At 56.4% G+C, this 24,062-nt stretch carries 15 protein-coding genes; 6 read left to right on the forward strand and 9 right to left on the reverse strand.

The genetic code is table 11. The features are described from left to right. Window positions 1–37: 37 nt before the first annotated feature. Window positions 38–640: a nucleotide exchange factor GrpE gene (gene grpE, locus MJ923_RS14445; RefSeq protein WP_240591702.1), complete on the reverse strand. Its 603-nt coding sequence runs from the start codon at window positions 638–640 to the stop codon at window positions 38–40. Window positions 641–740: 100 nt separating this feature from the next. On the opposite strand from grpE, the gene nadK reads away from it, so the two are divergent. The 6 genes from nadK (at window position 741) to MJ923_RS14475 (ending at window position 10,114) form a co-directional block, all read left to right on the forward strand. After that, window positions 741–1,619 carry an NAD(+) kinase gene (gene nadK / locus MJ923_RS14450; RefSeq protein WP_126167598.1) on the forward strand — a complete coding sequence of 293 codons (879 nt, stop codon included), beginning with the start codon at window positions 741–743 and terminating at the stop codon, window positions 1,617–1,619. Between the two features lie 767 nt (window positions 1,620–2,386). After that, window positions 2,387–4,042, forward strand: coding sequence for an L-lactate permease (locus tag MJ923_RS14455; protein WP_240591703.1), 1,656 nt, complete (start codon window positions 2,387–2,389; stop codon window positions 4,040–4,042). A gap of 247 nt (window positions 4,043–4,289) precedes the next feature. Then, window positions 4,290–7,097, forward strand: a complete 2,808-nt coding sequence (locus MJ923_RS14460) for an FAD-binding and (Fe-S)-binding domain-containing protein (protein ID WP_240591867.1) — start codon at window positions 4,290–4,292, stop codon at window positions 7,095–7,097. 254 nt (window positions 7,098–7,351) lie between these two features. Next, window positions 7,352–8,095: a (Fe-S)-binding protein gene (locus MJ923_RS14465; RefSeq protein WP_240591704.1), complete on the forward strand. Its 744-nt coding sequence runs from the start codon at window positions 7,352–7,354 to the stop codon at window positions 8,093–8,095. 11 nt (window positions 8,096–8,106) lie between these two features. Beyond that, window positions 8,107–9,519 (forward strand): lactate utilization protein B, encoded by a 1,413-nt coding sequence (locus tag MJ923_RS14470; RefSeq protein WP_240591705.1) that lies wholly within the window; start codon window positions 8,107–8,109, stop codon window positions 9,517–9,519. Between the two features lies 1 nt (window position 9,520). Further along, complete coding sequence (locus MJ923_RS14475) at window positions 9,521–10,114, forward strand: LutC/YkgG family protein (RefSeq protein ID WP_240591706.1); 594 nt, start codon at window positions 9,521–9,523, stop codon at window positions 10,112–10,114. A gap of 59 nt (window positions 10,115–10,173) precedes the next feature. On the opposite strand, the gene MJ923_RS14480 is transcribed toward MJ923_RS14475, so the two are convergent. The 8 genes from MJ923_RS14480 to MJ923_RS14515 form a co-directional block, all read right to left on the reverse strand. Beyond that, window positions 10,174–11,256, reverse strand: a complete 1,083-nt coding sequence (locus tag MJ923_RS14480) for an energy transducer TonB (protein WP_240591707.1) — start codon at window positions 11,254–11,256, stop codon at window positions 10,174–10,176. A 78-nt stretch (window positions 11,257–11,334) separates the two neighbouring features. Beyond that, entirely contained in the window at window positions 11,335–12,666 is a 1,332-nt protein-coding gene (locus tag MJ923_RS14485) for an MATE family efflux transporter (RefSeq protein WP_240591708.1), read from the reverse strand. Between the two features lie 73 nt (window positions 12,667–12,739). Beyond that, entirely contained in the window at window positions 12,740–13,789 is a 1,050-nt protein-coding gene (locus tag MJ923_RS14490; protein ID WP_240591709.1) for a CobW family GTP-binding protein, read from the reverse strand. Window positions 13,790–13,863: 74 nt separating this feature from the next. Continuing rightward, window positions 13,864–15,285, reverse strand: a complete 1,422-nt coding sequence (locus tag MJ923_RS14495; RefSeq protein ID WP_240591710.1) for a DEAD/DEAH box helicase — start codon at window positions 15,283–15,285, stop codon at window positions 13,864–13,866. A 115-nt stretch (window positions 15,286–15,400) separates the two neighbouring features. Continuing rightward, window positions 15,401–18,460: an EAL domain-containing protein gene (locus tag MJ923_RS14500; protein WP_240591711.1), complete on the reverse strand. Its 3,060-nt coding sequence runs from the start codon at window positions 18,458–18,460 to the stop codon at window positions 15,401–15,403. 122 nt (window positions 18,461–18,582) lie between these two features. Then, window positions 18,583–20,244: a glycogen synthase gene (locus tag MJ923_RS14505; protein WP_240591712.1), complete on the reverse strand. Its 1,662-nt coding sequence runs from the start codon at window positions 20,242–20,244 to the stop codon at window positions 18,583–18,585. Window position 20,245: 1 nt separating this feature from the next. Then, window positions 20,246–21,514: a glucose-1-phosphate adenylyltransferase gene (gene glgC / locus MJ923_RS14510; RefSeq protein WP_240591713.1), complete on the reverse strand. Its 1,269-nt coding sequence runs from the start codon at window positions 21,512–21,514 to the stop codon at window positions 20,246–20,248. A gap of 23 nt (window positions 21,515–21,537) precedes the next feature. Next, window positions 21,538–24,048: a glycogen/starch/alpha-glucan phosphorylase gene (locus tag MJ923_RS14515; RefSeq protein ID WP_420854488.1), complete on the reverse strand. Its 2,511-nt coding sequence runs from the start codon at window positions 24,046–24,048 to the stop codon at window positions 21,538–21,540. Window positions 24,049–24,062 lie beyond the last annotated feature (14 nt).

Below are 24,062 nucleotides of genomic sequence, written 5' to 3' on the forward strand. Positions count from 1 at the left end.
TCCTTTTTGTTATTGAAAGCTGTTTTCACACGCTTAATCAGGCCTGGGTGTCAACACCACCGCCCTGCGATACCATCACCATGGCAGGACGCAGCAGGCGACCGTTTAGCTCGTAGCCTTTTTGCAGCACTACCATCACGTGGTTGGCAGGCACCTCAGGGTTTGGCTGCATGCCAATAGCCTGATGTTGCTCAGGATTAAATGGCTGGCCCATAGGATCCACCACTTTTACACCGAACTTGTCTACGGCACTCATCAGGGTCTTCATGGTCAGCTCAACGCCTTCGAAAACGGCCTTGGTGGCCTCATCTTCGGCATTGGTACCCGCCAGGGCGCGTTCCATGTTGTCCAGTACCGGCAACAACTCGTTGGCAAATTTCTCGAGGGCGAACTTATTGGCCTTTTCCACGTCCATAGCGGCGCGGCGGCGGATGTTGTCCACCTCGGCAGCAGCACGGACCACAGAGTCCTTCTGCTCTTCTACCTTGGCTTCGGCAGCGGCCAGGGCCTGTTCCAACTCCTCGATACGGAAGTTAGCCTGGGTCAGCTCGTCTACCAGCGCCACCTCATCAGTGACGACTTCGGTGTCCTGTACCTGTTCCAGTGGCTCTTGTTGGGGGTTGGTCGATTCGTTGCTCATCTCTACTCCAAGCTAAAAATGCTTTGTTTCTGCATACACAGGGCATATTATGGGGATCAATTCCCGCGTTTCAAGGCCTAGAGGGCGCAGTTTCCCTGTTATGACATCCCAATTCCACACCATTGGCCTGATTGGCAAACCTCATCACAATGGTACCAACCTGACATTGAAGCGTTTACACCACTGGCTGGGCAGCCAGGGGTTTGAAGTTTTGGTGGAAGAAAGAGTGGCCGCCGAGCTGGGTGCCAACGTGCGCGCGGTGGATTTGCTGGAAATCGGCAATCGCTGCGATCTGGCCATAGTGGTGGGCGGTGATGGCAATATGCTGGGCGCCGCGCGGGTACTGGCTCGCTTCGATGTGGGTGTAATTGGTGTTAACCGTGGCAACCTGGGCTTTTTAACCGACTTGCCGCCGGACGACTTTGAAGAAATGCTCGCCGCCGTGCTGGATGGCGAGTTCGTCACCGAGCATCGCTTTTTGCTGGAAGCCGAAGTGCATCGCCACGGCGCCATCAAAGCCAGCAATACCGCAGTGAATGAAGCTGTGCTGCACCCGGGCAAAATTGCCCATATGATTGAATATGAAGTCTATATCGACAATCAGTTCATGTACTCCCAGCGCGCCGATGGCATGATAGTCTCAACCCCGACCGGCTCGACGGCTTACTCATTGTCCGCAGGCGGCGCCATCCTGACTCCCAATCTGCAGGCGCTGATTTTGGTGCCCATGTTCCCCCACACCCTGTCATGCCGCCCAATTGTGGTGGACGCCAACTCCACCATCAAACTGGTGGTCTCACCTGAAAATGGCGAAAACCTTGAAGTCAGCTGCGATGGTCACGTCACCCTGGCGGTACTGCCCGGCGATGAAATCATCATTCGCCAGAGCAACGAGCGTCTGCGGCTTATTCATCCCAAGAATTACAACTACTTCCATGTGCTGAGAAACAAACTCGGCTGGGGCAGCAAGCTGTTTTAATGCGCTTAGCGACGGAAGTGATTGAAGCTTGGCTGTGAGTGCTAGACGCTTGGCTGCGAGTGATAGACGCTTGGCTGGGAGTGATAGACGCTTGTCAGCAAATGATAGAATCACGACTTCTGAGCAACCCAGCAAGGCGCAAACGCCAGCCAGAATCCAGCAAGCAAAAACTTACAAAACGGTAATTCGCTCGGCAGTTAACCGTCTCTGCGACGATTAACTCGCTGCCTTGCTTCAATTACCACACCCGCCGAAATTTCGAATAAAACCAATATTAATCAATAGGCTAATTTCATCATCCACTATTTGAACATTGGTCATACCAAATTTTGTGACCGAGCACACATTAGCACCTTCTTGTTTACCTCTTTATAAGCAACAGCTTTGAAATAATCCGATCAGATTATTACCTTTATGGCATCATTCACGCCCTTCTACACCGTCATTTCGGTGTTTTTCTCACTTTTAATAACCATTGGCTATAAAAACACCATGGAGGCACAAGACCCAGATCACATTCCAGACCAAAGACGACTGGAGCGAACTCCCAATGCCTGATATTGGTCTGGTGTTTCCTGCTCCAAATGATCTGTATCAAGTTTTTAATCGGGCAAAAGCCGTTTATTGTCGTCAGGTTTGAATGAGTCTGCTGCAAACTGACAACGGATCCGAATAAACCTGCATACAACAATCGCCACAGATTAAACAATAACCAAGGCGATGGGCCGGGGCTTCCGGCGAAACAAGCAACCCTAGAAGAGGCAACCATGACTTTCGTTCAACTTCTTGCCAGTCTGTCACCGGTGATCAGCGTCATGCTGTTCCTGGTGCTGCTCAGGCTCCCCGCATCCAAGGCCATGCCAATTTCGGCATTGGTCACCGCACTTGCCGCCATATTCGTATGGCAAATGGATACCCAGATGCTGAGTGCATCTGTGGTGGAAGGGCTGCTGTCGGCTCTGACGCCGCTGTCTATCATCTTTGGCGCAGTATTCCTGCTCAATACCCTCAAATATTCCGGCGCCATGGACACCATCCGCGCCGGTTTTACCAATATCAGTGCCGATGCCCGGGTGCAGGTGATTATCATCTGCTGGCTGTTCGGTGCCTTTATTGAAGGCTCGGCCGGTTTTGGTACCCCTGCCGCCATTGGCGCGCCGCTCTTGGTACTGCTGGGCATACCGCCGGTAGCCGCCGCAGTAGTAGCGCTGATTGCCGACTCGGCCAGTGTGTCTTTTGGCGCCATAGGTCTGCCGGTACTCTTCGGTATGGAGCAAGGCCTGATTGAGGGTGGCAGCAGCATGGCGGCGGCACAAATTGCCGAGCATGGTGGCCATTTCAGCGACTACGCCCGCTTTATTGCCATGCACATGATCACCATCGACCTTATCACCGGTACCCTGATCCCACTGGTACTGGTGACAGTGCTGACCGGCTTCTTCGGCCGCAATAAATCCTTTGCCGAAGGTTTTGCCATTTGGAAATTCGCCCTGTTTGCCGGTTTTGCCTTCACTGTTCCGGCCTGGGTCATCAACTATGTTGCAGGCCCAGAGTTCCCATCGGTAATCGGCGCTCTGGTGGGCATGGCGATGGTCATTCCGGTTGCCCGCAAAGGCTGGCTGCTGCCTAAAACCCCCTGGCACGACTTTGCCGGAGAAGAATCGCAGACTGACTCTGACAATGAGTCAGGCAAACAGGATGAAGTGCGTTTCAGCCAACTTGCCGCCTGGACACCTTATCTGGTAATGGCCGCCCTGCTGGTTGCCAGCCGCACCATAGCGCCGCTGAAAGCCTGGCTGAACAGCTTTAACTTAAGCTGGACCAATCTGCTCGGCACTGATCTTAAAGCCGGTTTTGCCACGCTTTACGCGCCGGGCGCCTTCTTCGTGCTGGTGTGTGTACTTGGGTTTGTGCTGTTTAGAATGCGCCGCGACGCCATCACAGAGTCGCTGTCAGTGTCGCTGAAATCTATGGTACCCACGGTGATTTCACTGGGCGCCTCAGTGCCCATGGTGAAAATCTTTTTGAACTCGGGCGCCAATGAGGCAGGTCTTGCTTCTATGCCGGTGGCACTTGCAGACATGCTGGCAGGCTCCATGGGCGCAGTATGGAACTGGATGGCGCCTGTGGTGGGGATTTTCGGCGCGTTTCTGTCTGGCAGCGCCACCTTCTCCAACATGATGTTCTCGGGCCTGCAATACAGCGTGGCCGACAACATTGGCGCCAATCACGCACTGACGCTGGCGTTGCAGGGCATTGGTGCCAACGCCGGTAACATGATGTGCGTAATGAACGTGGTTGCCGCAGCCACAGTGGTGGGTATGGCGGGCCGCGAGTCTGAAATCATCCGTAAAACCATGCCAGTGGCTCTGGGCTATGCCCTGCTGGCCGGCACCATCGCCACTATTTGGGGTGGATTCTGAGCTGAGGTGGATTCTCAGAAAAGCAGCCACCCGCCGGGTGGCTGTTAATGCAGTAAGCCACCATTGTGGTGGCGTTAAAAGTGAAAACAACGCCTGAAATAAGAGCCTGCCCAGCAGGCCATAAAAGAAAGCGCCCAACGAAACCGGGCGACTTTCAACGCCCGACTGATTGCAGTCGCTTGAGTGTAGAGAGCAAATTATGTCTGTCGATAACAATGCTGTAGAGCTCAAAGCCATAGTCTCCAAAATGGTCGATTATGAGAGCCTGGCCACCGACCTGAAGGCCAGTCTCGGGGAGAAGGCGGTCAGCCGTGACCCGGTGCGCCGCTTCGCCTGGTCAACCGACGCCAGCTACTTTCGCATAGTGCCCGAAGTGGTGGTTCACGCCGACAACCTTGAGCAGGTGCAGGCCACCTTAAGCCTTGCCCGCAAGCACGGCGCGCCTGTGACCTTTCGCGCTGCCGGCACCAGTTTGTCAGGCCAGGCGATTGGTCCGGGCATTCTGCTCAAGCTTGGCCATGACGGCTTTCGAAAGCTTGCTGTCAGCGACGATGGCACCAAGGTCACTCTGGGGGCTGCGGTTATCGGCGCTGACGCCAACGCGGCGCTCAAACCGCTGGATAAAAAAATCGGCCCGGATCCCGCCACCCTTGCCTCGGCCATGATTGGCGGTATCGTCAACAACAATGCCTCGGGCATGTGCTGCGGCACCGCACAAAACAGCTATCAGACGGTCGCCTCGATGAAACTGGCGCTCGCCGATGGCACGGCGCTGGATACCGGCTGTGAAACGTCGAGGGAGCGCTTCCGTCAAAGCCATGCTGAGCTGCTTGATGGTCTTGCCGACCTTGCTGCCATGGTCAAAGCCAACGACCCCCTAGCCCAGCGAATTCGTAAAAAATACGCCATTAAAAACACCACCGGCTACAGCCTCAACGCCCTGGTGGATTTTTCAGAGCCCTTTGATATTTTGAATCACCTGATGGTGGGCAGCGAAGGCACCCTGGCTTTTGTGGATGAAGTCACCTACCACACAGTGGATGAAGCCCGCTTCAAGGCCTCGGCCATGGCGGTGTTCTTTTCCATGGAAGCGGCTGCGAGCGCCATTCCGTTTTTGATTGGCGACAGCGTCGCGGCCGCTGAGCTGCTGGACTGGGCCTCTATCAAGGCCGTGACCGGCAAAAAAGGCATGCCGCTATGGCTTAAGGACTTGCCCGAAGGCGCAGCGATTTTGCTGATTGAGTCCCGCGCCAGCGATGCGCAAACCCTTAAGGCCTACACCGACGAAGTGATTGGCAAGATTGCCCACATCCCTACCTGGCAACCCATTGAATTCAGTACCGATGCAGCTGTGTACAGTAAGTACTGGGCGATGCGCTCCGGGCTGTTCCCGATTATTGGTGGTGAGCGGCCCAAGGGCAGTTCGGTCATTATCGAAGACGTGGCCTTTGAAGTGCAGCATCTGGCGGCAGCTGCCCGGGATTTAACGGCTCTGTTCCATAAACACGGCTATCCTGAAGGTGTGATTTACGGCCATGCGCTGGCGGGCAATTTCCACTTTATCATCACCCCCACCTTCGCCACCCAGGCCGACATCGACCGCTTCCACGGCTTTATGCAGGATGTGGCCGAGATGGTCATCAACACTTACGACGGCTCAATGAAGGCCGAGCACGGCACCGGCCGCGCAGTCGCGCCCTTTGTGGAAATGGAATGGGGCAGCGATGCCTACACCCTGATGAAAAGCATCAAGGCGCTGTTTGACCCGACAGGTATGCTGAACCCCGGCGTTATCCTCAACGACGACACCCAGGTGCACGTGAAAAACATCAAGCCCTGCCCGGTGGTGGACGACCTGGTGGACAAGTGCATCGAGTGCGGCTTTTGTGAAAAGACCTGCCCGACGTCGGCCCTTAACCTCACCCCAAGACAGCGTATCGCGACTCTGAGGGAAATCAGCCGCCTCGAGCAAAGTGGCGACAGTGCCGCTGCGAAGGAGCTTCGGGATGCTGCCAAATACGATGTGGTGGATACCTGCGCCGCCTGTCAGCTGTGTACCATAGCCTGCCCGGTAGACAACAGCATGGGCCAGCTGGTGCGCAAGCTTCGCACCCCCTACATCAGCACCACAGAGCAAAAGGTGCTGGACTTCCAGGCCAAACACTTTGGCGCCGTAAATCAGGTGATAAGCACAGGTTTCGATGCCCTTGGCATTATTCATCGCATCACAGGCGACAGCCTCACCTCCGGCTTGATGAAGTTCGGCCGGATGATCTCCAAAGAAGTGCCCTACTGGGATCCAAGCTTCCCCAAAGGTGGCAGCCTGCCGAAGGTATCAGCGCCCAAGCCCGGCCGCGAAACTTTGCTGTATTTCCCCGCCTGTGGTGGCCGCACCTTTGGCCCCACGCCACTCGATACCGACAAACGGCCGCTGCCTGAGGTGGTGGTGACTGTACTTGAGCGCGCCGGCTACAATGTGGTGGTACCCGAGCACGGCCGAAGCCTGTGCTGCGGCCAGATGTGGGAGTCCAAGGGCGATTTCAAGAACGCCGATGCCAAGCGGCTCGAACTGATTGAGGCACTGAAAGCCAAATCCGATAACGGCAAGCTCAAGGTCCTTGTCGATGCCCTCTCCTGTACCAAGCGCACCCTGGGCGGCGATCCGGATATTGAAGTCACGGATCTGGTGGAATTCCTCCATGATGAAGTGCTGCCGCGCCTGACTCTGAGCCCCAAGGAGGCGGTTACCCTGCACCTGGGCTGCAGCGCCAAACACCTCAAGGTGGAAGATAAGATGCAGGCCATCGCCCAGCTCTGTGCCAAACAGGTGCACCGTCCTGCAGGTATCGACTGCTGTGGCTATGCCGGTGAGAAAGGCCTCTACAAGCCTGAAATCAACGAAGTAGCGCTTCGGAATATCAAAAAGCTGCTGCCGGTCGGTGTGAAGGAAGGCTACTACGCCAACCGTATGTGTGAAGTTGGCCTTGGCAAGCACAGCGGCATCCCCTACCGCCATCTGGTGTATCTGGTGGAAGAATGTAGCCGCGGTAACTGATCCGCGAGTTAAACCTCATCAAAAAAGGTCGCAGAATTGCGACCTTTTTATTTTTACAATCAATAAATTACAACCTTTGCATTTTTGCAAAAAAGCAATCTTGCATTTACTGAAATACCACTGTTTTGAATAGGGTTTTAGGCCTATAGTGAAATGCCATAGGGGATATGCATCTTTGGCATACCCCTTTGAATGTCCACAGAGGCCGCCCCAGCGGCCCGCTAAATTGCATGTCGGCAAATGGGACCAAAACGATGAAAATAGCCCTCTTCACGCCTTGCCTGGTAAACCAGATGATGCCCGAGGTTGCAGTGGCAACCCTGTCGGTACTGGAAAAACTGGGTCACCAGGTGATCTTCCCCCAAGGCCAAACCTGCTGCGGCCAACCCATGACCAACTCTGGCTGCTTCAACGAAGCCAAAAACACCACCATGAAACTACTGAACGCCTTCAAAGGCGTGGAGTGCGACGCCATTGTCTGTCCGGCGGCGTCCTGTTTGGTGGCGGCCAAAGAGAACTTCCATGAATTCGATAAAAGCGCCGAAGCCAAAGCCGTTATCGACAAGCTGTTTGAACTGACCGAATTTTTGCACGATGTGGCGCCGGTAACGACCTTCAGCAGACCACTCAATAAAAAGCTCAGCCTGCAACTGAGTTGCCACGGCATCCGCATGCTGGATTTGGCCGCGCCCACTGAATACATGGGGCCGCGCTACAACAAGATGGAAGCCCTGCTGTCGCGCATCGATGGCGTTGAGATTTGCTACCCGGAGCGGCGTGATGAATGCTGCGGCTTTGGTGGCACCTTCAGCGTGGATGAAGGCTCAGTGTCGGCCAAGATGGGCAAAGACAAGGCCCAGGCCCACGCCGACACAGGCGCAGACTATGCGGTGGGCTTTGACCCCAGCTGCCTGATGCACCTCGATGGCACCATCCGCCGTAAAGGCCTTGCCATCGAAACCCGCCATCTTGCCCAAATCCTTGATTTGGCGCTGTAACGGAGGTCGTCATGGAGCGAAAAGTACAAACCCATGCCAAGGCGGCCGAGATTTTCTGCCGCGATGAGAGTCGAGTCGATTGGCACTCCAAAGCCCTGTGGGTACTGCGTGAAAAGCGTGACCGCGCCGCAGGAAGCCTGCCCGAGTGGGAGGAGCTGCGCGCCCTTGGCTCCCAAATCAAGCTGCATACCTTAAGCCACCTTGGCCAGTATCTGGAAACCTTTGAGGCCAACTGTCTCAAGCGCGGCATTCAGGTGCACTGGGCCAAAGATGGCGCCGAGCACAACCGTATTGCGCTGGAGATTTTAACGCGCCATCGGGTGAAAAAACTGGTGAAGTCCAAGTCGATGCTCACCGAAGAGTGCCATTTAAACCCCTTCCTCGAAGGTCATGGCATTGAGGTCATCGACACCGACCTTGGCGAGCGCATTATTCAGCTCAATCACCAGCCGCCCTCGCACATTGTGGTGCCTGCCATCCACATGAAAAAAGAGGAAGTGGGCGAGCTGTTTCACGACAAGCTTGGTACCCCCAAGGGTGAGAGCGACCCAACCCGCCTGACCCGCGCTGCCCGCGCCCACCTGCGGGAGCAGTTCCTCAGTGCCGATGCGGCCATGACCGGGGTCAACATGGCCGTGGCCAGCGAAGGCGCCGTGATTGTGTGCACCAACGAAGGCAACGCCGATATGGGCGCCAACCTGCCCAAATTGCAGCTGCACTCCATGGGCATCGACAAGATAGTGCCGGACATGGACAGCGCTGCTGTGCTCCTCAGGATGCTGGCCCGCAACGCCACAGGTCAGCCAATCACCACCTATTCCAGTCTCTACCGCGACGCCAAAGCCGGCGGCGAGATGCACATCATCATTGTGGACAATGGCCGCAGCGAAATGATGCGCGACAAAATTTTGGGCGAAGCGCTCAAATGTATCCGCTGTGGTGGCTGCCTCAATACCTGCCCTGTGTACCGCCGAAGCGGCGGCTACAGCTATGGTCACACCATCCCGGGCCCCATTGGTATTGCCGTGGGCGCCGATGAAGATGACACCCATTCCAGCCCCTGGGCCTGTACCCTGTGTGGTTCCTGCAGCTTTGTCTGCCCCACCAAGGTGCCGCTGGACAAGATTATTTTCCACCGTCGCCGCCTCTACGCCGAGCGTGGCAGCCTGCCCTACGGCAAAGGCAGCTATATGCCGCTGGTGGGCCGTTTTATGGCGAGCGAAACCCTGCTAAACACAGGTATGGCAGCGGCGCGCACTGCGCTGGCCATTCTGCCTCACAGCCTGCTCAAACCCATGAGTGGCGCCTGGGGCAAATACCGTGAGCTGCCCACAGCGCCGGGCTCAAGCTTCGAGGGTTGGCTTAAGAAAAACCGGCCAGAGCTTTTGGTAAAGGGCAGCAAGAACAGCAAGGGGGAAAACTGATATGTCCAAGCAAGCCATTCTAAATGCGCTGAAAACCTCCGCCATGGCGGACGTGGCCATGCCTGAGCTTAAAAGTATCGGCAATCAGCTGTCCCAGCTGGAGCTTGAAAGCCGCCTTGAAACCAACCTCGCCACAGTGGCAGGCAAACTTGAGCTGGGCGGCATTGACGCATTAAAGGCGCACACCCAAAGCCTGATGGCTCAAGGCAAAGTGGTGCTCTCCTTGATTGACGGCGTGCCCGGCAACCGTGAGCTGACCGCGTCCCCCCACGCCCTGGCGGATGTGGATTTTGCAGTTATCCCGGGCGAGTTGGCAGTGGCCGAAAACGGCGCTGTGTGGGTCACGGAAGCTTCGCTCACTCAGGGCGACCACACAACCCGCATCGCGCCCTTTATCTGCGAAAACCTGCTGCTTGTGGTACGCCGCGATGCCATAGTCGCCGACATGCATCAGGCCATGGGCCGTATCGGTAAGCTTGAAGATGAACTGGGCTTTGGGGTCTTTATTGCCGGACCATCCAAAACCGCCGATATCGAGCAAGCCCTGGTGGTAGGCGCCCACGGCGCCTGTAGCCTGGGGCTGTATTTGATTTAGTGCTCACGCTGATGAAAGCAAAAACGCCGCGAATTCGCGGCGTTTTTCTTTCATGGGTGCTACTTTACGTAAAAGTCCAGTCTGACTGAGCTTTCGGCTTTCACCGGCTTGCCATCTTCAAACTTGGGGGCATAACGCCAGGCTTTCAGAGCCTCCATCGAGGCCTTCTCAAAGCCCTTGCCACCCTCTGAGTCGAGCACTTTGGGATCCCGCACAATCCCCATTTCATCTACCGTAAAGCTGATTTCAGCCCAGCCGTTTTTGCCTCGCCGGGCAAGCTCCATTGGATAGTCGGGTTCACGGCGAAACAGCGGTGTCTGCTGCTGGTTGTCATCCCACGGCTTCATGCTGCCAATGGCAATGCAATGCTCGGTGGAAAGGTCCGAATTACCCATCAGCTCATATAGCTCAACCAGACGACTGTGGGCTCCCAACGCATAGGGATGGGTATAGTCAAATATTTTATATTGCTCAATCACTTCGAGAAACAGCGGCTCGGCTTTTCTCAGTTTGCGATTGCCCATATGGGCACCGGCCAGCATGTAGGTCGCTTCAAGGCGCACGGCACTGTTGGCGGGGTGGTTTTCGGCAAAATATTCATGCGCATCGCGGATATAGCCATAAACTGCTGAAGTGTAATACTCGGTACGGGAAAGACGCTTGTAGGCGTTCATGCGGGTATAGGCAAGCAAGTCCGCCTTACCGGACGCTTTGGCAAGCACCAATGCACGCTGATAGGCATCTCTTGCCGTTTTGCTGTCGTTGGTGACATCACCCAGCACCATCAGCGGATCAATCAGATCAACGGCTTCCTCACCAAATCGTGCTTCATAGCTTGCCAGACTGAGGCTGGCAATCTCGGTGGCACGCTGACGATTCAGCTCATAATCACCGGAATTGTCGTGTCTGAGCGCCTTAGCCAGATTCAAGCCCAGGTTGGCGTAATCCACACTGTCCTTGCCAAATTTCACCTCGCCCAATGTGTAGGCCTGTTCGGCAAAACTGCGTGCATCGATGTTGTTGCCGGTTTCCAAAGCCTGCTGATAGCTGTTGTAAACATCGGAAAACTCATCGGCAACAACCAGAGGCGATACCGCATTAAGGGCGAACAGGAGCGGGGCAATTTTCCCTATTGCTTTCATTGTTATAATTTCCTTTTTGTCGGCCACATCACAAAACCGCCACCGAAATTATCACAATCACCACAAGGCATAAACAAATCAGGCCGATTTGGTATCAATCTTTACCATCTGGTTCAGCATCCATACAGTAAGGCAGGCGCTGACGCAGGCAAGCGACACCCACACCCCCGGCACACCGAAGGCCCAGGCGAAACTGTAGATAACTATGGCAATGAGAACCAGCTTGGTGCCGGTGAGGATGGAGGCCTCCTTCGGCCGGTTAATGGCCTGGAAGAAGCTGGCGCCCACCAGAATCATGCCTTCGAACGGTAATCCCCAAAAATACAGCCGCATGCCTTCGATGGCTACAGGGCTTAAGGCCGGATTATCACCGGCAAAAATAAACACCGCCCACTCTGGCTTGCCATAGATAAACATCAGCCCCAGGCCTGCGGTGAGCAGAGTCACCATCATGGCGAGGTTACGGGTCTTTCTCACTCTGTCATAGCGCCCTGCACCGGCATTAAAGCTGAGCACCGGCTGAGAGCCAAGGGCGATGCCCTCAAAAATCAGATAGAAAAACGCCTCGGTATAACTCACCACGCCATAGGCGGCCACGTGCAGCGGCGTCCCCACCCACAGCAGCGCCGTGTTATGCAGTGTCAGCACTATGGATAAGTACAGGTTCATTAACAGGCTTGGCAAACCTACTCTGGCAATATTGAGGCAGTTATCCAGCGTCAGCTTCATTTGCTGCCAGTCGATTCGAAGCTGGGTACGCGGCGAGAAAAAATGCTGCAAACACAAAAGCCCGGTCACGGCCTGGGACAACATGGTCGCGATAGATGCACCGGCCAGACCATAATCCCACACCGCGATAAACAGATAATCCAGCACAGTGTTAAGCACACCGCCGCCTATCAATACCCAGGTCACAAAGGCTGGTTTGCCATCGTTACGCAGCAGCGTGGTAAAGGCCATGGAAATCAGCGGGAAGATACACAGGGCAAAGTACCAGAACAGGTAATCATGGGCGCTTTCGAGCACCTCGCCCTCAGCCCCAAGCCATATCAGCAATTGCCTGGCACTGAGTGAGCCGACAATGGTGAAAAACAGCGCCGCGAGCAGCACCAAACTGAAGGCATTGCCCAGCAGCTGGCGCGCCTTATCGGTTTTCCCTTCCCCCAGACGCATCGACATCAGCGCACCGGCGCCCATGCCAATCATGGCGCCGACCGCATAGAGCACGGCGCCCACAGGATACGCCAGCATAATGCCCGCAAGCCCGGTTTCACCAAGGAAATGACCGACAAACATGCCGTCAATGGTGACATACACCCCCGTCACCAGCATGGAGGCGATTGTGGGCAGGGTGTAGCGCCAGAACAGGCGATGGATGGGCGCATCCAGCAGGGCTTGGGTATGATTCATGTGTTATTTATTGCGCTTTATGATTGTTATTTTTTACATTGCCAGCGGCGATTGTAGCGGATGAGCACTGAGATTAGCCAGCGTTTTGCCGCCGTCCTGCGCGCAGGATCTGCTTTTCGATGGCATCCCAATCCAGACGCTCGCGGCTGATAAACTCAATCCGCGAGTCCAGCGCATCATCAAGCTCCGCCAGGTACAGCTCTGTCTCCAGGCGGTTGATGGCCAATATGCCATCTGCGGTAATCATCACTGCTTTAAGCCGCAGGCTTGGGGTTGCCTCGCAAAGAGCCATCAGCGCATCGAAATCAAAACACCAATCGGCCGCAAAGCACCAGCCACAGGCATACAGCCCTTCGCCCTGATGAGGCTTGCGTACAAAACCCTGCGGATTAAAGTCCATGGGAGGGGCATCAGGCTCGGCATCAAACAGGCTCACGGCAGGCCTGCTAAAGGCAAGCCCGGTAGCTTGAAACCGGCTGTTTTGGGTGCTTTTCGCGCGCCGTAAGGCGCCCGATGGGCTATCGAGCATTTCAAGCAAAGATGCGGTAAGCGGCTGCTCGCGGGAAAACGCCATCGTGGTGGCATACGGGTTGATGGTACTCAAATACTCAGACAGCGAGCGCAGCGGCGCTTCGGCGTAGCAATCGGCTTTACTTGCCAGCACCATATCGGCCATCGCCATTTGCTGGTTAAACAGAGCATGCTCTGTGTATCTGCTGTCGGCCAGATTGCGCGGGTCAACCAGACACACACTGCTTTTGAGTTCAAGCACGCCGCGGTATTCATCGCTTTGCAGGGTTTGCAAAATATTCGCAGGATGACCAAGCCCTGTGGGCTCAATCAACAATCTGTGGGGTTTGGCCTTTTTCAGCAGCCCGGCAATGGCCACTTTGGTGGGCACACCCGCCGCACAGCACAGGCAGCCCCCCGGCACTTCGCGAATGGCCACGCCATCGGCCTCACCCAGCAGCGCCCCATCGAGGCCGATTTCACCAAACTCATTCACCAGCACGGCCCAGCGTTCATGCCTGGGCTTTTGAGCAAGCAAACATTTGATAAAGCTGGTTTTACCCGCGCCTAAAAAGCCGGTGATTATATTGACCGGAATATTGGCAAGCAGCATCTCAGGTCTCCCTGTACATCGAAACGCCAAAACGGCAAGTGTACCTCAGCAAGCCTGAAGGCGACACGTGCGGATTATTTCTGCCAACCGCTCCGGCCACTGTTGCTCCTGCCCTTCTCTGAGCTTCGTGCCGGGCGCTGATCTTTGCCAGGTCTGTCGCTGCTTCGCTGCCTGGGTTTCCCCGTGCCCTGGGCGGCTTTTCGTGTGGATGACCGCGCCGATGTATTTGCTGATTTGGAATTTCGGCCCTGCTGATTGCCGCTTGGTTGATTGCCGCCCTGCTGGTTACGATAGCGCTCCGGCAGCGGATCTTTAGGGCCGTAGCCTGCGGGCGTCACCGCTTCGGGCAAGCCCGGGCACACCGCAGCCAATTGAGCCAGCCCGGCCTTATCGTCCCGCTCCAGCACCACAATGGCGTGACCTGCGTTTCCGGCGCGGGCACTGCGCCCCAGGCGGTGCAGCAAGTCTTCTTCACTGTGGGGCATCCCCAGGCTTATCACCACCGGCAATTTGGCAATATCCAGCCCCCGGGCTGCCACATCGGTGGCCACCAGCAAACGCACGGCACTGCGCTTGAATTCATCCAGTCCGCGACGGCGGGCGCCCTGGGTTTTATCGCCATGGAAGGCTTCGGCGCGAAGGCCATCGAGTTTAAGCTCACGCACCAGGTTGTTGGCGCTGTCCTTGGTGCCAACAAACACCAGGGTTTGCCCGTAATTACGCTTGCCCACCAGCTCCGCCAGCCACTCGGCCCAGCGGCGCCTGTCGAGATGAAACAGCTCAACCGACAGCTGCTCTGGGGTGGTGCCTGTGCCTGCGGTTTCCACTGTTACGGGCTGGCGCAGCCAGCGCTGGGCAAGTGCGCGCTCACGCTCGCCAAAGCTTGCAGAAAAAAGCGCCGATTGATGAGCGCCAAGGCGGGTGCGGATTTTATCGATTGCCGGGGCAAAGCCCATATCCAGCATGCGGTCAGCCTCATCGAGCACCAAATAGCGCACCGCATCGAGGGAAAGGCCAAAATGACAAATCAGATCCCATAGTCTGCCCGGCGTTGCCACCAGCACATCCACCCCCTCCGCCAGGGCGCGGGTCTGGGCACGAATATTCACCCCACCATACACCGCGAGCGCCACCAGACCGCTGTCGCCTGCATAACGATTGACACTGACCGCCACCTGCTCGGCAAGCTCGCGGGTAGGCACCAACACCAGGGCCCGCAGCCTTGAGGCCGCCCTTGAGGCATACAGCGCCTCCAATTGCAGCCGCTGTGCCGACTGAGATTCGACTGGCGCCGAAGGGTGCCTTAGCAGCTGCTCAAGGATCGGCAAGGCAAAGGCAGCCGTCTTGCCACTGCCGGTCTCGGCGATGGCCAGCACGTCGGCGCCCTTCAGCATGGCAGCGATAGCCTGGGTCTGAATGTCGGTGGGCGTCTGATAACCCAGGCGGCTGACCGTCTCGGTAAGTGCCGGGCTTAGCCCGAGGGATGAAAAAGTCATGGCGTGTTCGCAGCTGTTGGGGTGAAGAAACCGAGGCGGCAGTATAGTCCCCCGGGACGAAATGGCAATCGGCAACTGAGGCAGATAAATCCGCCTCGCTCAGGCTACGCTCAATTTACTGTTGCAGGCTGGGCGCTGCGGCTTCCTTCACTGGCGCAGCCAGATAACGCGCTTCAAATTCCTGTGCCGTCACCGGTTTGGAATACAGGTAGCCCTGGCCGTAATCGCATCCCATGGCCAGCAGAATGTCGCGCTGGGCGGTGGTTTCCACCCCTTCGGCAATCACCTTCATGCCCAGCTTATGGGCCATCACGATAATGGCTTCACACAGGGTGCGATCGCTGGAGTCCTCTTCCAGATTGCGGGTAAAGGACTGATCGATTTTAAGATAATCGATATCGAACTTTTTAAGATACGCCAAAGATGAGTATCCTGTGCCAAAGTCATCCAAGGACACCTGAATGCCCGCATCACGGTAAGCCAGCAGCTTTTCCGATACCCCGGATGAGGCATCCAGCAGCAACCCTTCGGTGATTTCGATGCAAATGCCCCCCTGGGTAAGTTCCAGCTCTTTGAGTAATTCCACCCAGCGCTCGAAGTTTTCCCCTTCATCACGGAACTGCACCGGAGATTTGTTGACGCTGAGCTGTATGGGTTGACCAAACTTGCGCTGCCAGTCGCGGCTCTGACGGGCGGCATTTTCAAACACCCAGGTGCCGATCTCCAGGATGAGCCCAGTATCTTCGGCCACAGGGATAAATTCCGCCGGCGACACAAAACCGCGCTCCTCATGTTGCCAGCGCAGCAAGGCCTCGGCCTTGTGCACCGCCCCGCTGGACATCTGCACTATCGGCTGGAAATACAGGGTAAATTGCTGCTGCTCAACCGCCAGACGCAGATCCTGAATAAGCCGCATCCGATAACGGGCGTACTCCTGCATGGAAGGCGTGAAGTAATTGAAGCGGTTGCGGCCTTGCTCCTTGGCGGCGTACATGGCCTGGTCTGCGTGTTTGAGCAGCGCCTCGCGGCTGTTGGCATCGTCCGGGAACAGGGTAATACCGATACTGACGCTGATGTAAGCGGTGTCCTGCCCAAGCAGATAAGGCTCGGCCACCGCTTTTAAGATTTTGCTGGCCACCCGCTCCACACCCTGTGGGTCGTGGATATCGCGGATTATCACCGTGAACTCATCGCCGCCGAGACGTGCCACCACATCCGACTCGCGTACACAGCCGCGGATCCGCCCGGCGCACTCCACCAGCAGCTTGTCGCCCATATCGTGGCCCAGGGTGTCGTTCACCTCTTTAAAGAAATCCAAATCGAGGAACAGCAGCGCAAAGTGAGTATGCTGACGCTCCGACAGGGCTATTTCCTTATCCAAATAATCCAGCAACATACGCCTGTTTGGCAGACCTGTGAGCGGGTCATAGTTGGCCTGCTGCCAAATCAGCTGCTCCTGGGCCTTTTTCTCGGTGATATCCGAGAACAGCGCCACCCGGCGATAAGGGCGATTGTAGCTGTCGTAAATGGTGTTTACGGTCAGCCAAATCAGGTACTCCTCGCCATTTTTGTGCTTTTGCCACATTTCCCCCTGCCAGCGACCAGAGGTTTGTACTTCGCGGTTAAGCTGATCGTAAAAGTGCTCAGGATTACGGGGATAATTGAGCAGGCTGATATGGCGCCCCAGCACCTCTTCTTCGCTGTAGCCGGTGATATCGGTAAAAGCGGCGTTGATGGTGATGATATTGCCCTTATCATCCATCACGCTCATGGCTTCACTGGAGTTGTTGTACACAGATGCCGCCAGCTCCAACTGCTCCTGGCTGCGACGGGCATCTGTGATGTCCACGTGGATACCGCACATCCGCAGCGCCTTGCCGTCAACATCTCTGTGCATCACCCGGCCTGTGTCCCGCACCCAGATCACCTGCCCATCTTTGCGGCGAATACGGTATTCGAGGTTATGGTTCTGGCTGTGGCCGTTAAGGTGTAAATCGAGGGAGCGCAGCAGTTTAAGTCGGTCGTCCGGGTGCACCGCATCGACCCAAATGCGGTTGTTATCTATCATTTCAGCCATGGATACGCCGAGCATCTGGGCGCAGCGCTCGTTGCGCACTACTATGTCGGACTTAAGATCCCAGTCCCAAAAGCCCAAGTCGCCTGAGGCCAGCACCAATGCAAGCTGCTCGCGACTGGCCCGCACCCGCATTTCCGACAGGGTCTGATCGCTGATATCCATAAAGCCGGCTATCACCAATTGCACCTTGCCGCCGCTGCGCTTACAGGCCACCGTCATATGGGTGTGCACCACGCTGCCGTCTTTGGCGTAGAAACGCTTATTGATTTCATACTGGTCGATACTGCCCGCCAGCATGCGGTGGAACTGCTCCAAGTCCTTGGCCAAATCATCCTCGTGGGACATTTGCTCCCAACTAAGGCCAAGCAGTTCTTTCTCGGTGTATTTCAGCATCTGGCACAGGCGTGGATTCACCTTAATCCAGCGCTTGTCCACCGAGGTGATGGCAATACCGATATTGCCGACGTTGAACTGGGAACGAAACAGGAAGTCATCCTGTAATTTGATTTTTTCATCGCGTTCGATTTCGATGCGCCGCGCCAGCAATCTGGCCAGCAGCATGGTCGCCAGCGGGCAAACCAGCAGCACAGGCAGTGCGATGGCTGACAGCAGATCCCAGGCCACACCGAGAGGCATGATAAACATGCTGCCAAGCACACACAGATGCACCAGCACACCCAGCACCAGCAGTTGTAACAGGGGGATATGAGCGAGGTTGTCTTTCCAGCGCAGGCGCCACAGCAGGCCAAGCCCGGCGCTCAGTACAATACCGGCTATACCGGCAAACATCGCCTGACCGCCCAGACTGACACGAAACGCCGAGGTCATTCCGGCGGCAATAATGGTTGGTACGCCGCCAAAATACAGGCCACTGACGCTGAGCAGCACCGCGCGGGTATCGAAATAAATGCCTTCGGCGAACTCGTAGGGGGTAGACATAATGGTCATGCCAATGCCGCCGATGACCACACCAAGCAGCACTCGCCACAGCCCAAGCAGTCTTTGCTGCTTCAGCCATGGTATGGCATCGTAGATAAACACCAGCGCCAGCAATAGCGCGGCGTTTTCCACCAGCGGGAACAGAATACCCTGATCCATTGTCTGCCTGAATTCCCCCGGATAACCGGCCTGGACCGGTAAAGTCTTACACTTCCCTTATCATGCCCCGATGGCATGGGGAAAGAAAAGTCTTAATCTTTCCAGAATTGTAGCAGAGGGTATCAGACGTAAGTATGCAATGGCCGGTACAGGCGCTCAAGATAGTCGGCCGCGGCGGCATCCCAGCTGAAGCGGCTATCAAGGGCACCGTCCACCACCCGTTGCCAGTCAGCACTGCCGTATTGCTCCAGCAGCGCAGCAAATGTCTCCAGCAGCCTTGCCGCCTGCACCTGCGGCGTCTGTCCATCGAAGCGCCAACCGTTTTCGCCATGCTTTACTGTGTCGACCAAACCACCGACACTGGACACCAGACAGGGCTGACCTTCGCGCATCGCCAGCATCTGACTGATGCCGCAGGGCTCAAAGCTGCTTGGCATTAAAAACAGCGACCCGGCCCGGTAAAGCGCCGCCGACAGTTCTAAGTCAAAGTGATTGATAAAAATGAAATTATCATTCCTTGCCGAGATGGCCTGAAACTCTCTGGCTATGGATACATCGCCACTGCCAAGCAGGATAAAACGCGCCCGCTCATCGAAGTCACGAAGGCTGTCCAGCAGAGATTCCAGCACGCTTTTGCCATGCAAATGTAAGCGCAGCAGCCCCACCTTCTGCTCGGTCAGCCTGCCAACCGAGGTCAGCAAAAATGGCTGCTGGCTTTTATCTGCGCGCTTGTCTGTGCGCCTATCTGAAAGCCAAGCAAGCTGCATTTCCTGCAGCCTGAGCCCAGCCAGAAAATCAACCGTCATGACAGGCCCCGCGCTGGCTTGTGCTCTGGCAAGGGCGCCGAGGATGGCAGCCACAACTGCATCAGGTTCGGCGCGCCCGGAAGTGGGCATTTCAGGATATTCGCAGCCATTTAAAATTCCGACCAAGCGCCCCTCATCATTCAGGCGCTGCAAGTCGCCCTCAAGCCCCTCACCGCCAACAAAGCCGGTCGCCGGATCAGAGGGTTTGAGCACCTCGGTGCAATAGTGAGGCGATACCAGATGCAGCATATCGGCCGAATTGATAGCCGCGCGCAGCGGATTAAAGCAGTGCCCAAAGCGCGGGTCCCGCCCCCAGGCTGGCGCCGTGTGTTGCCCCAAGCCAAGCCAGGGATACCAGGCGGCAAGGGAGGAGGATTCCTGTTCCAGCGGCCGGGTACCCTGCAGCGCCAGGTTATGGATACTGAGCACCAAGGGAGTGGCCTTAAGCGACTGGTATTTGCTATCAAGCGCCCTTAACAGTGCAAAAAAGCCCTGATGCCAGTCGTGCAGGTGAAGTCGCTCTGGCAAAGGGATTAGCCCGAGGGTGAGCGCTTCGGCCACCGCCACCCCAAACAGCGCAAAGCGGTCGGCATCATCGGCAAAGGGGCGACCATCGGCACTGGTGACGTAGAGTCTGCCGGGAGAAGAGCGCCACAAAGGATGCTCGAGCAAATAAAGGGTTGCACCTGTGTCAGCATCAAAATACTGATAGAGCAGGACTTCTTCTATGCCATGGCGAAATGGCACCGCAAATCTGCCCGGCTCGCCCAGCCCCAGAGACCGGGTCAGAAAGCCATAGTCTGGCATCACCACATTCACGGTTACGCCAATGGATGCCAGCGCCGGTACTATCCCGGCAATCACATCGGCCATGCCGCCTACCTTGGCGCCTTTGAGAGCGCCATGCTCAGCAGCCAGCATCAATACCGACAGCGGCTCAGCCTGCTGCAACGCTCCACCTTGTTCCCGCTGCGCCATCTTATTCAAACCCCACCGGCAGCCCCAGCATCTCGCGGGTAATAAGTACCACGCCTTTGTCTGTTACCCGAAAACCACGGGCCCTGTCGTGGTCGTGGTTATATCCAATCACCATGCCTTCCGGGATCACGCAGCCCCGATCGATAATGGCATTTTTAATGCGGCAGTTTCGAAGCACCACCACATCGGGCAAAATCACCGCTCCTTCCACCTCTGAGTATGAGCACACCCGCACCTCGTTAAACAGCACGCTGCGTTTAACCTTGGCGCCGGAAATAATGCAGCCGCCAGAGACAATGGAGTCCACCGCCATGCCGCGGCGCTCGTCATCGTCAAACACAAACTTGGCGGGAGGTAATTGTTCCTGATAGGTCCAGATGGGCCACTTGGCGTCATACAGATTCAGCTGCGGCTCCGGCGACAACAACTCCATATTGGCCTGCCAGAACATGTCCAGGGTGCCCACATCGCGCCAGTAATCCTGACCAACGCCGAGGCCACTCTTGAAGTTATAGGCAAATACCCTGTGCTCGCTGATGATGGACGGAATGATGTCCTTGCCAAAGTCGCGATCTGAGTCAGCGTTTTCGGCATCTTTTCTCAACTGCTCAAACAAAAACTCAGTGTTGAACACATAGTTGCCCATGGAGGCAAGGCAGCGCTCAGGGTCGTGGGGCAATGACTTGGGCTCAGAGGGCTTTTCTTCAAAGCCGATAACCTGCATCTCATCGCTTACTTCCATTACCCCAAAAGCACCCGCCGCTTCCGCCACACTGACTTCCTGACAGCACACCGTCATGTCCGCGCCGGACTGGGCATGAGCCGCCAGCATGCCAGCGTAGTCCATGCGATACACATGGTCGCCCGAGAGGATCATCACGTACTTGGGCAGCTCGTGGCGGATGATGTCGATATTCTGAAACACCGCATCGGCCGTGCCCTGATACCAGCTTTGCGAGTAGCGCTGGGAGGCCGGCAGAATTTCCACCGACTCGCCAAGCTCACGCTTGAAATGGCCCCAGCCGCGCATCACATGGCGAATAAGCGAATGGGACTGATACTGGGTGACCACCCCAATGCGGCGAATGCCTGAGTTCACACAGTTAGACAGGGGGAAGTCAATCACCCGGAACTTGCCACCGAAATACAGCGCCGGTTTGGCGCGCCAATCGGTCAGTTCATACAGGCGTGAACCCCGGCCACCGGCGAGGATCAGCGCATAGGTTTCCCGGGTCAGGTTACTGATGTAGCGTGGGCTGTGATTGGGCATAAAAGGCTCCTTGATTCAGGTTGTCAGGCGCCGCGCCAAATATCGTCGCGATAGCGGGCAATGGTGGCATCGGAAGAAAAGCGGCCGCTGGCGGCAGTATTGCGGATACTGCGCACTGTCCACTCGTCGGGGGTTGCGTAAAGCGCCGCTGCGCGCGTCTGGGCGCTTACAAAGGCATCAAAGTCGGCTGCGGTCATCCACTGATCCCAGGGGCTTTCGATGGCATCGATTAAGGGGTCAAAGAGGCCCGGCTCCTGCAGACTGAAATGACCACTGCGGATAAGCTCAAGCACGCCACAAAGGGCTGGCGAAGCGGCGATGATGTCTTTGGGGCGGTAATCTTCCCTAAGCCGTGCCACTTCATCAGCATTGAGGCCAAACAGGAAAAAGTTGTCCTCACCCACGGCTTGCAGAATTTCGATATTGGCGCCATCCAGAGTGCCCATGGTCAGGGCGCCATTCATCATGAATTTCATGTTGCCGGTGCCGGAGGCTTCCTTACCTGCGGTGGAGATTTGCTCCGATAAATCTGTGCCCGGCGCTATCACTTCCATAGCGCTCACGTTGTAGTTGGGCAAAAAGGCAAACCTCAGCCATGGGGTAACGTGGGGGTCGCTGTTGACCATGTGGGCCACATTACCGGCAAGCTTGATAATGAGTTTGGCGGTGGCGTAACCCGGCGCCGCCTTGCCGCCAATCAATACGCAGCGCGGCACCATGCCCCGGGTATCTCCCTTCAGCACCCGCTGATAGAGATGAATAACATGCAGCACATTCATCAGTTGGCGCTTGTATTCATGGATGCGCTTTACCTGCACATCGAACAGCATTTGGGTGTCGAAGGTAACGCCACATTCACGTTCAACCAGAGCCGCCAGCGCCGCCTTGTTGGCCGTTTTCACTTCGTGCCAGGCCTTGATGAAGTCAGTGTCCGAGGTAAAGGCGCCCAGGCTTGAAAGCCGGTTTAAGTCTTCGCGCCAGTCGCTGCCAAGGCGGCGGTCGATAAGGCTGGCAAGCTGCGGATTACAGGCCATCAGCCAGCGCCTGGGGGTAACCCCATTGGTTTTATTGTTGAACTTATCGCTCCAAAGGGCGTGAAAATCCTTGAAAAGACCACGGGTTAAAAGCTCGGTGTGCAGCGCCGCCACACCGTTGACTGAAAAGCTGCCAACAATGGCAAGGTATGCCATCCGCACCCGGGGTTCGCTGCCCTCTTCAATAATCGACATCTTGGCCAGCATGTCGGCATCGCCGGGCCAGTGGTGGGCCACCAAGTCCAGGTATCGTGCGTTGATTTCAAAGATGATTTCCAAAATCCGCGGCAACATGTGCCCCAGCATGCGCACGCTCCAGCACTCCAGCGCTTCCGGCAGCAGGGTGTGGTTAGTGTAGGCCATGGTGGCGCTGGTGATTGCCCAGGCCTGGTCCCACTCAAGGCAATGCACATCGATAAGCAGCCGCATCAGCTCAGGCACGGCAATGGCCGGATGAGTGTCGTTAAGCTGCACCACGTTGTGTTTGGCAAAATGACTCAAATCATCCCCAAAGCGGGCGATATGGCGGCGCAGCATGTCCTGCAGACTCGCCGAGCACAAAAAGTACTGCTGGCGCAGCCTAAGCTCCTTGCCGTTTTCACTGGCATCATTGGGATAAAGCACCATGGTTATCTGCTCGGCAAGGTTCTTACGGGCCACGGCCTCGGCATAGTCGCCCTGATTAAACTCTTCCAAATCAAAATCATCTGTGGCTTCGGCCTTCCACAGCCTCAGGGTATTAATGCGGCCATTGCGAAAGCCCGGCACCGGCATATCGTGGGGCACAGCCCGCACATCCTGAGTGCCAACCCACTGAATATGCCGCCTTCCCTCTCGGTCAACATAGGACTCGGTATGACCAAAAAAGGGCACCAATACGGAATAGGCGTGCAGGCGAACCTCCCAGGGGTTGCCTTCCCTGAGCCAGCGGTCCGGACGTTCTATTTGAAAACCATCGACAATCTTCTGGGCGAACATGCCGTACTCGTAACGGATGCCGTAACCGGTGGCGGCAATATCCATGCTGGCGCAGGAATCCAAAAAGCAGGCAGCCAGCCTGCCAAGACCACCATTGCCCAGGCCTGCGTCGTGCTCCTCCTGTGCCAGCGTCTCCAGGGTCACCGCAAAAGGCACCAGTGCATCTCGGGCATCCTGGGTTAAATCCAGATTCAGCAGCGCATTGCCAAGGGCGCGGCCCATCAGAAACTCCAGCGACAGATAGGCCACCTGCCGCTTGTCGCCCTCGGCATCCCTGCTGCGGGTGCTGCGCCAGTCATCGAGCAACTGCTCCTTGACCCCAAGCGCCAGCGCATGAAACAGATCCTGCGATCTGGGTTCAAACCGGCACAGGTTGTAACGCAGCTGCCGCTCAAGGCAGGCCGGCAGCGCATCACAGGGCTCGCAAGGCTCATGACGGCTTTTACCTTTCATCGAATGCTCAGCGGCCTGCACACCACCGGCAGCAGCTGATTCAACCGTACTTGTTTCACGCTTAGGCATAACTTGCTCCTTTG

It is taken from the genome of Shewanella zhuhaiensis (assembly GCF_022484835.1).
Lineage (GTDB): Bacteria > Pseudomonadota > Gammaproteobacteria > Enterobacterales > Shewanellaceae > Shewanella > Shewanella khirikhana.

What these genes read in the sequence shown, in the direction of transcription:
- grpE (WP_240591702.1), bottom strand. Translation starts at nt 640, where the DNA reads ATGAGCAACGAATCGACCAACCCCCAACAAGAGCCACTGGAACAGGTA.
- nadK (WP_126167598.1), top strand. Translation starts at nt 741, where the DNA reads ATGACATCCCAATTCCACACCATTGGCCTGATTGGCAAACCTCATCAC.
- MJ923_RS14455 (WP_240591703.1), top strand. Translation starts at nt 2,387, where the DNA reads ATGACTTTCGTTCAACTTCTTGCCAGTCTGTCACCGGTGATCAGCGTC.
- MJ923_RS14460 (WP_240591867.1), top strand. Translation starts at nt 4,290, where the DNA reads ATGGTCGATTATGAGAGCCTGGCCACCGACCTGAAGGCCAGTCTCGGG.
- MJ923_RS14465 (WP_240591704.1), top strand. Translation starts at nt 7,352, where the DNA reads ATGAAAATAGCCCTCTTCACGCCTTGCCTGGTAAACCAGATGATGCCC.
- MJ923_RS14470 (WP_240591705.1), top strand. Translation starts at nt 8,107, where the DNA reads ATGGAGCGAAAAGTACAAACCCATGCCAAGGCGGCCGAGATTTTCTGC.
- MJ923_RS14475 (WP_240591706.1), top strand. Translation starts at nt 9,521, where the DNA reads ATGTCCAAGCAAGCCATTCTAAATGCGCTGAAAACCTCCGCCATGGCG.
- MJ923_RS14480 (WP_240591707.1), bottom strand. Translation starts at nt 11,256, where the DNA reads ATGAAAGCAATAGGGAAAATTGCCCCGCTCCTGTTCGCCCTTAATGCG.
- MJ923_RS14485 (WP_240591708.1), bottom strand. Translation starts at nt 12,666, where the DNA reads ATGAATCATACCCAAGCCCTGCTGGATGCGCCCATCCATCGCCTGTTC.
- MJ923_RS14490 (WP_240591709.1), bottom strand. Translation starts at nt 13,789, where the DNA reads ATGCTGCTTGCCAATATTCCGGTCAATATAATCACCGGCTTTTTAGGC.
- MJ923_RS14495 (WP_240591710.1), bottom strand. Translation starts at nt 15,285, where the DNA reads ATGACTTTTTCATCCCTCGGGCTAAGCCCGGCACTTACCGAGACGGTC.
- MJ923_RS14500 (WP_240591711.1), bottom strand. Translation starts at nt 18,460, where the DNA reads ATGGATCAGGGTATTCTGTTCCCGCTGGTGGAAAACGCCGCGCTATTG.
- MJ923_RS14505 (WP_240591712.1), bottom strand. Translation starts at nt 20,244, where the DNA reads ATGGCGCAGCGGGAACAAGGTGGAGCGTTGCAGCAGGCTGAGCCGCTG.
- glgC (WP_240591713.1), bottom strand. Translation starts at nt 21,514, where the DNA reads ATGCCCAATCACAGCCCACGCTACATCAGTAACCTGACCCGGGAAACC.
- MJ923_RS14515 (WP_420854488.1), bottom strand. Translation starts at nt 24,048, where the DNA reads ATGCCTAAGCGTGAAACAAGTACGGTTGAATCAGCTGCTGCCGGTGGT.